At 64.9% G+C, this 14,453-nt stretch carries 13 protein-coding genes and 1 pseudogene; 13 read left to right on the top strand and 1 reads right to left on the bottom strand.

What is annotated here, in order from left to right; all coding sequences use genetic code 11:
• Window positions 1-43: 43 nt before the first annotated feature.
• The 5 genes from THIVI_RS07315 (at window position 44) to THIVI_RS07295 (ending at window position 5,112) form a co-directional block, all read left to right on the top strand.
• On the top strand, window positions 44-1,153 hold the full coding sequence (locus THIVI_RS07315; RefSeq protein ID WP_041447215.1) for an IS5 family transposase: 1,110 nt from the start codon (window positions 44-46) through the stop codon (window positions 1,151-1,153).
• Window positions 1,154-1,241: 88 nt separating this feature from the next.
• Entirely contained in the window at window positions 1,242-1,523 is a 282-nt protein-coding gene (traL, locus tag THIVI_RS07310; RefSeq protein ID WP_014777977.1) for a type IV conjugative transfer system protein TraL, read from the top strand.
• Between the two features lie 10 nt (window positions 1,524-1,533).
• On the top strand, window positions 1,534-2,151 hold the full coding sequence (locus THIVI_RS07305) for a TraE/TraK family type IV conjugative transfer system protein (protein ID WP_014777976.1): 618 nt from the start codon (window positions 1,534-1,536) through the stop codon (window positions 2,149-2,151).
• A gap of 92 nt (window positions 2,152-2,243) precedes the next feature.
• Window positions 2,244-2,480: a hypothetical protein gene (locus THIVI_RS07300; protein WP_041446879.1), complete on the top strand. Its 237-nt coding sequence runs from the start codon at window positions 2,244-2,246 to the stop codon at window positions 2,478-2,480.
• Between the two features lie 367 nt (window positions 2,481-2,847).
• Window positions 2,848-5,112, top strand: coding sequence for an HD domain-containing protein (locus THIVI_RS07295; RefSeq protein WP_014777974.1), 2,265 nt, complete (start codon window positions 2,848-2,850; stop codon window positions 5,110-5,112).
• A gap of 6 nt (window positions 5,113-5,118) precedes the next feature.
• On the opposite strand, the gene THIVI_RS07290 is transcribed toward THIVI_RS07295, so the two are convergent.
• Complete coding sequence (locus THIVI_RS07290; RefSeq protein ID WP_041447215.1) at window positions 5,119-6,228, bottom strand: IS5 family transposase; 1,110 nt, start codon at window positions 6,226-6,228, stop codon at window positions 5,119-5,121.
• A gap of 244 nt (window positions 6,229-6,472) precedes the next feature.
• On the opposite strand from THIVI_RS07290, the gene THIVI_RS07285 reads away from it, so the two are divergent.
• The 8 genes and pseudogenes from THIVI_RS07285 (at window position 6,473) to traN (ending at window position 14,418) form a co-directional block, all read left to right on the top strand.
• Window positions 6,473-6,787, top strand: a complete 315-nt coding sequence (locus THIVI_RS07285; RefSeq protein WP_245537395.1) for a hypothetical protein — start codon at window positions 6,473-6,475, stop codon at window positions 6,785-6,787.
• A complete protein-coding gene (locus THIVI_RS07280; RefSeq protein ID WP_014777972.1) occupies window positions 6,784-7,128 on the top strand; it encodes a type II toxin-antitoxin system PemK/MazF family toxin in 345 nt (114 codons plus the stop codon). The genes THIVI_RS07285 and THIVI_RS07280 overlap by 4 nt, the downstream gene beginning before the upstream one ends.
• A gap of 63 nt (window positions 7,129-7,191) precedes the next feature.
• Window positions 7,192-8,853: pseudogene (locus THIVI_RS07275) on the top strand (TraG/VirB4 family ATPase); the annotation flags it as partial.
• Entirely contained in the window at window positions 8,846-9,232 is a 387-nt protein-coding gene (locus THIVI_RS07270) for a hypothetical protein (RefSeq protein WP_014777970.1), read from the top strand. The pseudogene THIVI_RS07275 and the gene THIVI_RS07270, both read left to right, overlap by 8 nt.
• Window positions 9,219-9,788, top strand: coding sequence for a signal peptidase I (gene lepB / locus THIVI_RS07265; protein WP_014777969.1), 570 nt, complete (start codon window positions 9,219-9,221; stop codon window positions 9,786-9,788). The genes THIVI_RS07270 and lepB overlap by 14 nt, the downstream gene beginning before the upstream one ends.
• 10 nt (window positions 9,789-9,798) lie before the next feature.
• Window positions 9,799-10,989, top strand: a complete 1,191-nt coding sequence (locus THIVI_RS07260) for a TrbC family F-type conjugative pilus assembly protein (RefSeq protein ID WP_245537394.1) — start codon at window positions 9,799-9,801, stop codon at window positions 10,987-10,989.
• A gap of 2 nt (window positions 10,990-10,991) precedes the next feature.
• Window positions 10,992-12,050 carry a TraU family protein gene (locus THIVI_RS07255; RefSeq protein ID WP_014777967.1) on the top strand — a complete coding sequence of 353 codons (1,059 nt, stop codon included), beginning with the start codon at window positions 10,992-10,994 and terminating at the stop codon, window positions 12,048-12,050.
• Window positions 12,025-14,418, top strand: a complete 2,394-nt coding sequence (gene traN, locus THIVI_RS07250; RefSeq protein ID WP_014777966.1) for a conjugal transfer protein TraN — start codon at window positions 12,025-12,027, stop codon at window positions 14,416-14,418. Before THIVI_RS07255 ends, traN begins: the two co-directional genes overlap by 26 nt.
• The last annotated feature ends 35 nt before the right edge of the window (window positions 14,419-14,453 follow it).

Below are 14,453 nucleotides of genomic sequence, written 5' to 3'. Positions count from 1 at the left end.
CTGCTATTTGTATACCAGTCTACAACTGAGCTGGTGTGCGCTGATGTCGAAAGCTGGTCGTCCCCCCAAGATTCACGAGGCGGAGCAAGCGGTATTGCGTCAAATTGTCACGGATCGCCCGACCTCCACGCTGTCAGAGATTGCCCGGGAACTCGCGGCACGGACGGGAATCGAGGCTCATGAAGCAACGATTCGCAAGTCCTTGCGGGAGGCGGGCGTCACGCGCCTCCGGGGCGAGAGTGGTCTCGAGGCGCAAGCGCGCGCAACGCCGCGTCGGTATGGGTATACGGATGCGCATCGTCGCCACGACCCCGACCAAAGCTACCCAAGTTGTCTGACCGATGCGGAGTGGGACTTGGTCGCCGCTCTCTTTGAGATGCCGGGCGGGCGGGGTCAACCGCCCCGCGTGTCGCGCCGGAGCATCCTGGAGGCGTGTTGCTACGTGGTGCGCACGGGGTGCGCGTGGCGGATGCTGCCGCACGATTTCGCGCCTTGGCAGAATGTCTACAAGACGTTTCGCCGTTGGAGTGCGGCTGGGAAGTTTGAGCAGATGCATGATCGACTGCGGGGGCAATGGCGCGAACGCGAGGGGCGTGAGATCGCGCCGACGGCGGCGGTGCTGGATGCGCAATCGACCCGCGGCTCGCCGCAGGGTGGACCGAGCGGCTTTGATGCGGGCAAGCAGGTCAAGGGGCGCAAGCGCAGCCTGGTGGTCGATACCTTGGGGTTCGTGTTGGCGGTGAGCGTGGTCGCGGCCAATCTTCAGGACCGCGATGCCGCCTCGGGCGCCGTCGCTGACGCGGCCGCCAAGTACCCCCAGATCAACACGCTGTTTGTCGATAGCGCCTACGCCGGTCAATTTGCCCAAACCACCGAGCAGACCCACGCGATCCGCGTGGAAGTCGTGCGCCATCCAGCCAACAAAAGCGTTGGCTCCTGGCACGTGGACGGGGCGCCTGACCGAGTGGTGATCGCCAACGCCGACGGCTTCGTTCCGCTGCCGAAGCGCTGGGTTGTCGAGCGCACCCATGCGTGGAATGAGCGTGCCCGTCGATTGATCATGCATCATGACCGTCTGCCAGCGGTCTCCGAAACCTGGGTTTGGCTGGCGGAGGCGCGCATCCTGCTGCGGCGGTTGACCACAACGGTTTGATTTTGTCTACACCCTCTGACGCGGCGCGTGAAAGTCGGCATCGTTTTGCACACCGAAGCGACTGTCTCACCCGGAGCGAGCGACCCCGATGGCGACCCTGGAGCTGCCCCGTCACATCGACGATCCACCGAACCTGCTGTTCTGGCGTATCGACGATGTCACGCCCTTCTTCCTGGTGCTGGTGATTGGCATCCTGGTCAATCAGCCGCTGATCTTCATCCTGCTCGGATTGGTGACCGTGCGCCTTTATGGCCGCTTCCGCGAGAGCCGCGCCGACGGCTATGCGTTGCACGCGCTCTACTGGATTGGCCTGATGCCGATGGGGCATCGCAGCACGCCCAATCCCTTCGTGCGGCGCTACCTGCCATGAGGCCGCGAGGATGAACCTGGTGCGCTTTCGCCAGACCTGGCAGCGCCTGGTCACCGAGAACCGCTTTCACCGCGGTCTCCTGATCGCGTTGCTCGCCACCAACCTGCTCACCCTCAGCGCGCTGATGCAGGCCGAGCGCACAGTCGTCCTAGTGCCGCCGATCCTGGAGAGCCAGGTCAACGTCGCACGCGCCTCCGCAAGCCAGGAGGTCAAGGAGGCCTGGGGCCTCTTCGTCACCGAGCTGCTCGGCAACGTCACCCCGACCAATGCGCCCTTCCTGCGCCGGACCCTCGAGCCCCTGCTGAGCCCGAGTCTGCGTCGCGCCGTCGCCGGGATCCTCGACGACCAGGTCGAAGCCCTGCAGCGCGACCGGGTGAGCGTGCGCTTCGCCCCCGAGCTCGTCCAGTACGAGGCCGACAGCGATCGGGTGCGGGTCAGCGGCCAGCAGGTCATCACCGGTCCTGGCGCCGACCCGGTGACCCGACCCCGGACCTATGAGGTCCGGGTCGCCTTCCGGAACTACCGCCCGCTCATCACGTACCTGGATGCCTATCAGGATGCGCGTGAGCGCCAGGGGCGTGGGGCGGATCCCGCGGACGACGTCGCCTCGGCGGCGTCCGCTCAATGACCACGTTCGGGCCGTCCATCTGTCCGATCCTCTGCCCAATCCGAGCCCGATTGGAGCGCCCTCCGCATCGGTCGGAGCCGCCGCGCCGGACTATGAGCGCCATCGCCGAGGGCATGCGCGCCCTGGCGTGCGAAAAGATCCCCGAGGGCTACGGCCTGCGTGAGGCGCGGCGCTCGGAGACCCTGACCTGTGTCCAGCTGGGTCTGGAGACCCGCCGCGGTCAGATCCTCGAAGGTGGCAACCTCTGGCTGATCACCGCGCTTGCGCGCAACACCACCGATGCCGAGCTGGTGATCGAGGAGCCTGCCTGTCACGCGGGCCTCGATTAGGACACGGTCGCGTTGGCCGCCTGGCCACGCGTCTGGCTGGCTCCTGGAGAGCAGGCAGTGCTCTATGTCGCGGTGCGGCGTCCAACGCCGGAGCCGCGTCGACCCGCGCGTTCCTCGCTGCGCCGGGCGGGAGGCCGTTAGATGTCGGTCACGCCCGCCGAGACCTGGGAGCGCCCCTCGCCTAGCCTGCGCCGCTGGCTGCTGATCGGCAGTGTGCTCGCTGCGGTCGCGCTGAAACACCATCATCGTGCGTGATTTACGGCCTTCGTGACTCACGGCGGACTGCGCTGTTAGATTGATTGGCGTGCGTTCGAGGCTCAAGCTGGCGCATCGATCAACGAATAGATGGACAGGGGAAGCGACGAACATGTTCGAGTTTGAGGGAACATCTCTCTGGAAAGACAGTTTGGCGAGTCGAGACGCCGATCCGAATCAGAAAGCGCGGGAAAGCCTCAGAGTCACTCTGCTCGACATCCGGAACCGGGTCGCGGCACTCGTGAGTCTTATCTCTGCCGAGATCCCTGGCTTGACGGTGCATGACGTCACTCACCTCGATGCGCTTTGGGAGACTGCGAGCCTGATCGCAGGCGAAGACTTCCACTTGACACCAGCCGAGGCATTCGTGCTCGGCGGCGCCATACTCCTCCATGATGCGGCGCATTGCCGCGCGGCCTATCCAGGCGGACTGGCCGAGATCAAGCAGACACCGGAATGGCGCGATGCGGTGGCCATGGCCTTGAGGCGCCGAAGTGACGAGCCGCCTTCAGCTCAGACGCTCGACAATCCGCCGCAAGACATTCTCGACGAGTCATTGCCGGATGCCCTGCGTGCGCTGCATGCCAAGCAGGCGGAACAGCTTGCGGTCATCCGCTGGCCTGGGCCGGAGGCTGAGGATGCCGGCGAGCATCTGATTCAGGATTCGGATTTGCGGTCGTATTACGGGCCGCTGATCGGCAGGATTGCCGCAAGCCATTGGTGGGATCTGGTGGATCTGGAACATCGCCTGCCGCTCTGCTGCAACGCCGGCACGGATCTGCCGGCCGTTTGGACAGTCGACCCGTTGAAGATTGCCTGTCTGCTGCGTGTGGCCGATGCCGCACATATCGATCATCGGCGCGCGCCGCGCTGGCTCAGGACGCTTGCGAGGCCGACAGGTGTTTCCAGGGACCACTGGCGTTTTCAGCAACGGCTTGGCAAACCGAGTCGCAACGCCGACGCTCTGGTCTATACCGGCAGTCCGTTCGGATCGAACGAGACCGACGCCTGGTGGCTGTGCTTCGACACCGTCCGTATGATCGATCGTGAACTGCGCGGGGTCGATCGTCTGCTCGAAGAGACTGGACGGCCGCGATTCGTCGTCAATCGCGTACAGGCCGCGGACTCTCCCGAACGACTCGCGCGCCTACTGCCGACCAGTGGCTGGCAGCCGGTTGACACCAGTCTGCGTGTCTCCGACGTGGCCGGTCTGGTCGCCAAGCTGGGCGGCAAACAACTCTATGGGAACGATCCAAAGGTTGCTCTGCGCGAGCTGATCCAGAACGCGGCCGATGCCATCCGCGCGCGGCGCTGCTGTCTGCCCGGCGTCCCGGATGACTACGGTTTGATCCAGGTGGCATTGCGCACGGATGAGACTGGGATCTGGCTGGACGTGCGCGACAACGGGATCGGCATGGGACCGCGTGTCCTAACCGGAACGCTATTGGACTTCGGCGCTTCGCTGTGGCGCAGCTCCGATATGCGCTGGGAGCACCCAGGTCTGATGGGGAAGGGCCTCAAGCCGGCCGGCCGCTTCGGGATCGGTTTTTTCTCCGTGTTCATGCTTGGCGACCATGTAGAGGTAACCAGTCGTCGCTACGACGCCAGTCACGCCGACACCCGGACGCTCGAGTTCCGACAGGGTCTCGCATCGCGGCCGGTGCTGCGAGATACGCCCAGCGACAGGGCGTCGCGGGAAGGCGGGACGCAGGTCGCGGTTCGTCTGAAGGTCGATCCGAGCGTCGAAGGGGGGCTTTTGTTCCAGACGACAACATCAAAGGGATCTCGGCTCAGTCTTGCGCGCCTGGCCGCAGCGCTGTGCCCAACCCTGGATGTTAGCGTCGAGGTAGCCGATGATTTAGGGAGGGTTCACCGTGTGGTTGAGGCTGGCGACTGGTGGTCGATGCCTGCTGATGGCCTGTTGAAGCGGTTGTGGCTGGACGGGAATGAAAAGCATGTGCTAACCGGCAGTTACATGTGTACGCTCGAAGGTTCGGACGGTCGCCGCTATGGCCGGGCCGCAATCTCGACTGCTCCAAGTTTCCTTGCCCCCGGGGTTGTGACAACCGACGGGTTGAGAACCTCTCGCCTCGGGCATATTGCAGGCGTGCTCTTGGGAGGAGAGATCGAAACTGTGGTTCGCGATTCTTCGATTCCGAAGGTGCCATTGGAGGTTCTGAGCTGTTGGGCGACAGAGCAGGCGTCGCTGATTTGTCAGGCCGATGAGCCGGATTGGTTCTGTAGTGACACGAGCTATGTGCCGATCATCTTGGCGCTCGGGGGCGATCCCGGCGCTTTGCCGGTAGTCCTTAAAGGTAGTAAAGGCATCACAGTCTCGGCACTCTCGAAAATGTTGCATGTCACTAAGAGGGTGTAGACAAAATCAAACCGTTGTGGTCAACCGCCGCAGCAGGATGCGCGCCTCCGCCAGCCAAACCCAGGTTTCGGAGACCGCTGGCAGACGGTCATGATGCATGATCAATCGACGGGCACGCTCATTCCACGCATGGGTGCGCTCGACAACCCAGCGCTTCGGCAGCGGAACGAAGCCGTCGGCGTTGGCGATCACCACTCGGTCAGGCGCCCCGTCCACGTGCCAGGAGCCAACGCTTTTGTTGGCTGGATGGCGCACGACTTCCACGCGGATCGCGTGGGTCTGCTCGGTGGTTTGGGCAAATTGACCGGCGTAGGCGCTATCGACAAACAGCGTGTTGATCTGGGGGTACTTGGCGGCCGCGTCAGCGACGGCGCCCGAGGCGGCATCGCGGTCCTGAAGATTGGCCGCGACCACGCTCACCGCCAACACGAACCCCAAGGTATCGACCACCAGGCTGCGCTTGCGCCCCTTGACCTGCTTGCCCGCATCAAAGCCGCTCGGTCCACCCTGCGGCGAGCCGCGGGTCGATTGCGCATCCAGCACCGCCGCCGTCGGCGCGATCTCACGCCCCTCGCGTTCGCGCCATTGCCCCCGCAGTCGATCATGCATCTGCTCAAACTTCCCAGCCGCACTCCAACGGCGAAACGTCTTGTAGACATTCTGCCAAGGCGCGAAATCGTGCGGCAGCATCCGCCACGCGCACCCCGTGCGCACCACGTAGCAACACGCCTCCAGGATGCTCCGGCGCGACACGCGGGGCGGTTGACCCCGCCCGCCCGGCATCTCAAAGAGAGCGGCGACCAAGTCCCACTCCGCATCGGTCAGACAACTTGGGTAGCTTTGGTCGGGGTCGTGGCGACGATGCGCATCCGTATACCCATACCGACGCGGCGTTGCGCGCGCTTGCGCCTCGAGACCACTCTCGCCCCGGAGGCGCGTGACGCCCGCCTCCCGCAAGGACTTGCGAATCGTTGCTTCATGAGCCTCGATTCCCGTCCGTGCCGCGAGTTCCCGGGCAATCTCTGACAGCGTGGAGGTCGGGCGATCCGTGACAATTTGACGCAATACCGCTTGCTCCGCCTCGTGAATCTTGGGGGGACGACCAGCTTTCGACATCAGCGCACACCAGCTCAGTTGTAGACTGGTATACAAATAGCAGCTCAATTATTTTTGTCTACACCCTCTCAGTGTCTGCCTGGTTACGAAGCTCTGCCAGGACCGCGAACACCCTGGGCGCTGCTCTGCTCGCTGGTCAAGCAGGCTTGGGGCGAGGTGGTGGAGTCGAAAAGTGTCGGTACCGTCGGGCACGTCAATGGCGTTGAGATTCGTCGGCCAGTGGTCATCCTCTCGAAGAAACAGGATGATTAATACGGCCTCATGGCGAGCTTGGCAGACGCCAGCCTTCTACGACATAGAGCCGGCTTCCAATTACCGAATGATGCTTGCAGAGGTCTCGATGCCCAACATTACCCTGAACGCCCATTTCGACGGTCAGTCGATCATTCTCGATGAGCCGTTCCAGCTTCCCCGCAACGCTCGGTTGTTGGTGACAGTCATGCCGCCTTCAATGGACGCCGAACGCGAACCTTGGGCAGACCTCGCGGGAACGGGTCTCGCGCATGCCTATGGAGACGACGAGCCCGAGTACGCACTGACGGACGTGAGACGTACATGAACGAGGGTGACGTCGTTCTGACACCGCTTCCCCAAGCTGACGGGCGCGTGAAGAACCGCCCGACCATTGCCCTGCGGCGCATGCCGGGTTTCCGGGATTGGTTGTTCTGCGGCGTCAGCACCCAGTTGCATCAGGAGATCGCGGGCTTCGACGATCGGATCCTGGCGGACCATGCCGACTATGCCGCCAGCGGTCTGAAGTCTCCCTCGCTGATTCGTTTGGGCTTTTTGGCCGTTCTGCCCGAGAGCCGCCTGCTTGGCGTCATCGGTACGCTCGCGCCTGACCGACATCGTCGCCTATTGGACCGGTTGTCCGCGTATCTGAACAGTAGATCGGGCTGAACCGGCTATTGGTTGTCTTGGCAGTACGGTAGGGGCCGCTGGGACGAGAGAGGTCCGGCGACCGTGGCTGGCTTACGCGCCGTTCCGGGTCGCCACCGCCTCGCGCGCGGCATCCCGCACAACCTGCTGGTGTGTCTCAATCTCCACTTCCCCGAGCCCGAAACCACCCGGACGCTGCTCCAGACCCAAAGTCAGTGGGCGACCAACATGGCGACCGGACCGATTGCGGTCTACCTGCCGCGCCTGGCCGAGCGGGCGCGTGGCTTTCGGGTGCTCTTTGAGCGTCTCGATGCCGGCGACCGGCCGGTGCGGGCGCATCTGGGATTGGTGCTGTTCGCGCCCAAGGACCAGGCAACCGCCGCCGCCTCGAACCTGCGCACCTACTGGCGTAAGCTGGGTTTTCAGGTGGTGAGCGATCGCTTCTTCACCCTGCCGCTGTTCCTCAACTGTCTACCCTTCGGCGCCGACCGCACCGCCATCCGCGACATGCAGCGCTACCGCACCCTGGCGGCCTCGCACGCGGTCAACCTGATGCCGGTGCACGGGGACTGGAAAGGGACCGGTACCCCGGTGCTGAACCTCATCAGCCGGGGTGGACAGTTGATGAACCTCTCGCTGTTCGACTCGGCCTCCAACTACAACGCCTGCATTGCGGCCCAGTCGGGCGCTGGTAAGTCCTTCCTAACCAACGAGCTGATCTCCACGACCTTGTCCGTCGGCGGGCGCTGCTGGGTGATCGACGTCGGGCGCTCCTACGAGAAGCTCTGCGAGGCCCTGGACGGGCAGTTTCTGGCTTTCACCCGCGAGGCGCGGATCTGTCTCAATCCCTTCGAGCTGGTGGTCCACTGGGACGAGGAGGCCGACATGATCGCGGCCCTGGTCGGGGCCATGGTCGCGCCCTCGGGCGGGCTGGACGACGATGCCCTCTCGGGGCTCAAGCGGGTGCTCAAGACCCTGTGGGATGCTCAGGGACCGGCCATGACCATCGACGGCATCGCCGCTGCACTGAGCGCCGAGCCTGATCCCCGGCTGCGCGATTTGGGCACTCAGATCTATCCCTTTACCACCCAGGGCGAGTACGGGCGCTTCTTCAACGGACCCAACAGCATTGAATTCTCCGCGCCCTTCGTCGTCTTGGAGCTCGAAGAGCTGAAGGGTCGCAAGCACCTCCAGCAGGTGGTGCTGCTGCAGCTCATCTATCAGATCCAGCAGGCGATGTATCTGGGCGAGCGCGACCAGGCCAAGCTGGTGATCATCGACGAGGCATGGGATCTGCTGACCCAGGGCGATGTCGCCCGCTTCATCGAGACCGGCTACCGGCGCTTTCGCAAGTACCGGGGCTCCGCCGTCACGGTCACCCAGTCGCTCAACGACCTCTATGCCCATCCGACCGGGCGGGCAATCGCCGAGAACTCGGCCCACACCTTTCTGCTCGCCCAGCCGGCGCAGGCGATCGATCAGCTGCACGCCGCCAAGCGCCTGCCGCTGACCGAGGGCGGGGCGGAACTCTTAAAGACCGTGCACACGGTCCCCGGCGTCTATTCCGAGATCCTGGCCATCAGCGACTACGGGGCCGGGATCGGGCGGCTGGTGGTGGATCCCTTCCGTCAGCTGCTCTATTCGACCCACCCGCGCGATGTGGCAGCGCTCAGTGCGCTGCGCCGGCAGGGCTTGTCGATCGACGCGGCGATCCGGAGGTTGCTGGCGGAGCGTGGGCATGGTTGAAGAGCGGGCATCCCGGATGTTCAAGGTTCCAACCGACGCCGCTCAGCCAAAGGGTGACGCGGGACAACCGGGGCTGACCACGGTCGTCCTCGTCGCCGGACTCCTATGTCTGGCGAGTAGTAGTGTCCTGCTCAGCCTCTGGTGGCAGCGTCAGCTCGCCCTGGCCCTGGATGTCCGACCGCCGGTGCTGCTGCTGGACCTGTCCGCGGCCGCCCGTGGGGTCGACCCGGCGCAGATGACGGAGATCCTGCGCGACTACACCCGGGCTGCCGAGCACCTGGCGGCGCGAGGCGTGCTGGTCCTGGATCGTCATGCGGTGCTGGCGGCTCCACCCGCGCTGACGCTTCGGGAAACGGAGGTGCCGCATGCGCCCGAGTAAGGCTGAGCAAGGTGCTCAAGGTCGGCTTTTGGGAAGGCGCTGGCGGGCCGGCATCCGGCCGCTGCGTTGGCGCTGGGCGGTGCTGGCCGTCGTGGCTCTCGGTGTGGTGCTGGGCCTCGGCGCCTATGGGGCGATCCGTTACCGCCTCGGGATCGATCTGCAGGCGCACAGATGTCTGGAGTCCTCGCGCGTTTTCCTGATCGACACCTTCACCGGCCCCGAGGAGGTGATCCAGGGGGATTTGGTGGCCTTCCGCGCGCAGGGGCTGGGGGTGGACGCCTTCGAGGGACGCCTGTTCGTCAAGCACGCCGCCGGGGTACCGGGAGACTGGGTGACGGTCACGCCCGCCGAGACCGCGATCAACGGCATGCCGATGGCGCAAGGACTGGCACTGGCCCCGGCGCTGCAGCGCGATCCGGCGAGCTTCATCCGTCACGAGCGCGTCCCGGTCGAGCACTTCTGGATGCTTGGCGAGACCGCCGACAGCTTCGACTCGCGCTACTGGGGCTTTCTCCCGGTCACGCAGATGGTCGGGAAGGCCTATGCGTTATTCTGAGTGGCGATGGGTGTCGGTCCTGATCTGGGCTCTGGCGACCCTGGTTATCGCCGAGAGCTGGGCCGACGAGGCGCTGCCAGATCCGGCGCTGCGCGATCAGGCGGTGCAGATTCAGGAACAGGCGCTGGCGGCGCCGCGTCCCGATTGGCTGATCGAGCAGCACGAGACGGTTGCCGACTGGTCGGTGACTCTTCGGGACGCTGGATCCTCGACCACCATCGCGCCATCGGCCACTTCCCCAGAATCAGATGACACAGCGACGGAGCCGTCGAGCAAGGGGCTGACCGTGACGATTCTGGCCTCGCGTGCCCTGGGTGAGGCTCAGCTGCGCGAGCTTTTCGCTGTAGCGGCCGGACGGTCCGAGGTGCGGGTGGTCTTTCGGGGCGTGGCGCCCGGTGAATCGCTGGGTGATTTCATCCGCCAGATCCATGGCCTTCTGCGTGAAGCGAGCAACGACATGGATAGCGACGCATTTCCCCGCATCGAGATCGATCCGCGCCCCTTTCAGACTCCGCTGGTGGAGGTCGCTCCGACGTTGATCGTGACCGATGGGGTAGGAGTAGAGGTCGCCCGTGTCAGCGGCATTAGCCGTCCGGACTGGATCCTTGAGCAGGTGGGGCAGGGCAGGCGCGGTGATCTGGGCGTGCGCGGTCCCACCGTCGCCGTCAGCGAGCCCGATCTGATTGCTGAGCTGCAACGGCGTCTGGCAGGCATCGACTGGGACACCCGGCGTGAGGTGGCGTTGGCGCGCTATTGGGAGCGGGCGGCCTTTGCCGAACTGCCGGTGGTGGAGAAGCCTCGTGAGCGACGTCTGGACCTGACGCTCGTGGCTCAGACCGATGTGACCCTCCCGGACGGGACCACCATGATCCGTGCTGGTGAGCGCGTCGATCCGCTCGCTTTCATGCCTTTCCGTCAGCGCCTCTTCGTCTTCGATGCGACCGACTCACGTCAAGTGGCCGAGGTCGCGCGGCGTGGAGCGGCAAGTCGCGTCGAGGGGCGCCTCCCGGTCTATCTGGCGACGCAGATGGATCGTGCCGCCGGCTGGGAAGGCTATCGCACCGTCCAGACGGCCTTGCACGATCCGCTCTACCTCCTCACGCCCGACGTTCAGCGCCGCTTCCAGATCGAACGGGTGCCGGCGGTGGTCGAGTCACGCGAGGGCGTCCTGATGGTCTCGGAGTGGGTGCCGGAGGGCTGAGGATGCGCAGAATGCTGAGCTGCCGCTTCCTTCAGGCCGCCGGACTGGTTGGTTTACTGCTCGCGGTGCACCTGACCGTGCGTGCCCAAGAGGAGACCGCCACTGGCCTCGGCAACGCCGTCTGCCCCGACGCCGAGCTGCTCGGTCCCAAGCTCATCACCGACCTCTGCTGGAGCTGTCTCTTTCCGCTGCGCATCGCCGGGGCGCCGATCGGTGGAGGACCGGTGCCCCGTGGCGCCAGTGACCGGGCGCTGTGTGCCTGTCCCGATGCGCGCGGGATCCCGAGTCCGGGGGTGGTGATCGGGATGTGGGAACCGGCACGCATCGTCGAGCTGGTCCGCGTCCCCGGCTGCCTGCCGGCGCTGGGCGGCGCGCGGCTCGATCTGGGGCGCGTGCGTACCCTGGGCACGCCCGGACAGGCCGAGTATGACGGCTCAGACAAGGCGTTCTACAACTACCACTACTATGCCTTTCCGGTGCTGGTGATGCTCGACCTGTTCTTTCCGGACCGCTGCAACGTCGATCACCTGACCGACTTCGACCTGCTCTATCTCTCCGAGCTGGATCCGACCTGGAACAACGACGAGTTGGCCTTCTTCACCAATCCGGAAGCGGCCTTCGTCGCCAATCCGGTGGCCCAGGCCGCCTGTCTGCTCGATGCCGCCGCCGCGACCACCGCGCAGCAGCCCCTGGACGAATTATTCTGGTGCGCCGGCGCCTGGGGCGGACTCTATCCCTTCACCGGACGCACCCCGACGCTCAATGGCCGGCCATCCGAGATGAGCCTGGCGAGCGTGCGGGTGCTGGCGGCGCTGCACCGGCGTGGACTGGCGCGGCAGACCGTCGGCGATGCCGCCCTGTGCAACGCGCCCCTGGCGCCGATGCTGCCCAAGACCCAGTATCGACTCTCCCAGTTCTATCCGCTGCCGGAGGCCAACTCGAATCACGTCATCGGCGAAAGTGAGCTCCGCTGGGGGATGTGGCGCAACATTCCTGGGGTCGGCGAGGACCACCTCTATCTGATCTGGCGCTGGCATGACTGTTGTCTCACCTGGCTGTGACCCTTCGACGCTGAGGCGGATTGGAGCCAGATCGCTCGTCTGGCTCCTGATCTTCTCGATCGTCTGGACCCCCTGGGCGCTGGTCTGGGGCGATGACCTACGCCGGGCGCTCGACTTCGATCAGGCGGCGACCGATGGACAGGATTTGGGAACCGCGCTCGGCAGCGATCCAGTGCTGTTGGCTCCTTTCGATCAGCCCGACGACTATCGGATCTATTTCCTTGGTGCGGAGGCGGGTGATGTCACGGACTGGAGCGTGCTCTACGGGAATCCGGAAGCCTTGGAAGCAGCGGGTCTTCAGACCCAGCAGGATCTGGTCGACACGCCCTATGCCGACTCGTCCGCGACTGGTCAGGCGTACCAGACCTTGTTGGCGCCGGTCGAGCGAACGCGCAGCGACCTGAGCGCCGATCCGCTGTGGGCGTTCACCGACGCGACCGTCAGTTCGCTCGATGACTTCACCGCGACCTATGCCGACTGCACCTGGGACAATACCTTTCTCAGCCGTCCCAGGACAGTGCATGTGCCCCAGTACGAAGCCTGTCTGATCCCGGACAAGGACCAACCCAAGCTCGGTTGTACGGCGACCCGCACCCTCGATGCCACAGTCTACTGGGACCCGGTTCAGGTCGGCACCGATCCCGAGACCGGTGAGCCGATCATCGAGCTGGTGCGCCGCGTGGAGAAGCGGGTCGATGTGTGGAACTGGGCCTCGTCGGCCTGTCAGCAGACGGTGCGCGAGCGGGTGATGGACGGCTTCTGCCGCAGCACCACGACCTGCACCAGTAACCCCGATTCGGATTGCGTACCCGTTCCCGGTGGAGAGCTCTGCGGAGGTGAACTGGTCGCGCCACCCTATTTGGGCGAAACCGGCAGCGAGCCCTGGGAGCAATTCTCCGGCATCGGTGCTGCCTGTATGCAGGTTGGTGTCGCTCTCGACTGCACCAGCTTCAACGAAGGCCGGATGGATTGCTGGACCGATCCCGATGGCGTCACGCACTGTCCCGAGAATCCCGGCGATCTGAACAACTGCGCGGTCCTCGACGCCAATCCTCAATGCCGACGCATCAGCCGTCAGTGTGCCGAGGCCGCGACCGGCAAGAGCGGTATCTGCTATGTCGATCAGGTCGTCTACGACTGCGGCACCGATCAGGTGATCGCCGGCATCGCGCGCACCTCGGAGCTGGACTGTGGCGGCGCGATCCGCTGCCTGGGGGACGACTGCGTCCAGATCGAGCCCGAATCCTCGGACGACTTCGACGAGGCGGTGGCGGCGCTCAACGCCGCGGAGATGGTATCCCTGGATGCCGACTGCACAACGGGGAGCTGCCAGGTTTTCCAGGGCGAGGCGCGGGAGTGCAAGCGCGCGGTCGGCGGCATCGTCAACTGTTGCGAGCGCCCGAGCGGGATTTCGCTCGGGCTCTATCTGCAACTGATGTTCTCGGTGGCCAAGCTCGACAGCGTGACCATGTCGTTGATGAAGGCTGGGGTCGCCAATCCCGCCTTTGGTGCCTGGGAGACCCTGCGCTCGCCGCTGGTCGATACCTGGTCGGCGGTCAAGGATGCCTTCACCTCGTCGGTCAACAACCTCACCGGCAACACCACCGCCGTGACCACGGAAGCGGCCAAGCAGGGGCTGATCGCGACCTTCAAGCAGCAGTTGCTCCAGGACACCGTGCAGTGGACCGCCGCGACCTTCGGCCCTCAGGCCGCTAACACCCTCTTCATCGACGCCGCCACCCGCGGCGTGGCGGTCGGGGCCGATGGTACGGTCGCCAGTCAACTGGCGCTCCAGCCGGCCATCACGGTCGTTATCCAATGGGTGATGTGGGCCTACCTCGTCTATACCATCGTGATGATCCTGATCCAGCTCATCTGGGAGTGTACCGAGGACGAATTCACCCTCGGCGTGCAACGCGAACTGAAGTCCTGTCACCGCGTCGGTGCCTATTGCAAGAAAAACCTCTTCGGCGCCTGCATCGAATCCCGCGACAGTTACTGTTGTTTCCACTCGCCGCTGTCGCGCATCCTCCATGAGCAGATCCGGGGACAAGTCGGGGGCGGCTATGGCAGCGCCAAGCACCCCAACTGCGCGGGCATCCCGGTTGCGACGCTCGCCGAGATCGACTGGAGCCGCATTGATCTGAGCGAGTGGTTGGTCATGCTCACCGACTCGGATCTGATCCTGACCACAACCGGCCTGGATCTGGAGACGCTGACCGAAGGGCAGGGCAACCGCAGGGCCAAACGGCTGGAGGATCTGCGCGAGATCCAGACGGTAGGTGGAGCGAATCGCGAGGCCGAGACGCAGGGATGGACGGAGACGCTGGAGACCTTGCCGCGGGCGGCCGCGCCGACCGTGCCTTGAAGCTCGCCGGATCGCGATTGACGCGACGCCGCAAC

This window comes from Thiocystis violascens DSM 198, from assembly GCF_000227745.2.
Lineage (GTDB): Bacteria > Pseudomonadota > Gammaproteobacteria > Chromatiales > Chromatiaceae > Chromatium > Chromatium violascens.
Note: the sequence above shows the minus strand (reverse complement) of the source record. Positions and strands in the feature narration are given on the sequence as shown.

Coding starts and splice junctions, on each gene's coding strand:
- THIVI_RS07315 (WP_041447215.1), top strand. CDS start 44: ATGTCGAAAGCTGGTCGTCCCCCCAAGATTCACGAGGCGGAGCAAGCG.
- traL (WP_014777977.1), top strand. CDS start 1,242: ATGGCGACCCTGGAGCTGCCCCGTCACATCGACGATCCACCGAACCTG.
- THIVI_RS07305 (WP_014777976.1), top strand. CDS start 1,534: ATGAACCTGGTGCGCTTTCGCCAGACCTGGCAGCGCCTGGTCACCGAG.
- THIVI_RS07300 (WP_041446879.1), top strand. CDS start 2,244: ATGAGCGCCATCGCCGAGGGCATGCGCGCCCTGGCGTGCGAAAAGATC.
- THIVI_RS07295 (WP_014777974.1), top strand. CDS start 2,848: ATGTTCGAGTTTGAGGGAACATCTCTCTGGAAAGACAGTTTGGCGAGT.
- THIVI_RS07290 (WP_041447215.1), bottom strand. CDS start 6,228: ATGTCGAAAGCTGGTCGTCCCCCCAAGATTCACGAGGCGGAGCAAGCG.
- THIVI_RS07285 (WP_245537395.1), top strand. CDS start 6,473: ATGATTAATACGGCCTCATGGCGAGCTTGGCAGACGCCAGCCTTCTAC.
- THIVI_RS07280 (WP_014777972.1), top strand. CDS start 6,784: ATGAACGAGGGTGACGTCGTTCTGACACCGCTTCCCCAAGCTGACGGG.
- THIVI_RS07270 (WP_014777970.1), top strand. CDS start 8,846: ATGGTTGAAGAGCGGGCATCCCGGATGTTCAAGGTTCCAACCGACGCC.
- lepB (WP_014777969.1), top strand. CDS start 9,219: ATGCGCCCGAGTAAGGCTGAGCAAGGTGCTCAAGGTCGGCTTTTGGGA.
- THIVI_RS07255 (WP_014777967.1), top strand. CDS start 10,992: ATGCGCAGAATGCTGAGCTGCCGCTTCCTTCAGGCCGCCGGACTGGTT.
- traN (WP_014777966.1), top strand. CDS start 12,025: ATGACTGTTGTCTCACCTGGCTGTGACCCTTCGACGCTGAGGCGGATT.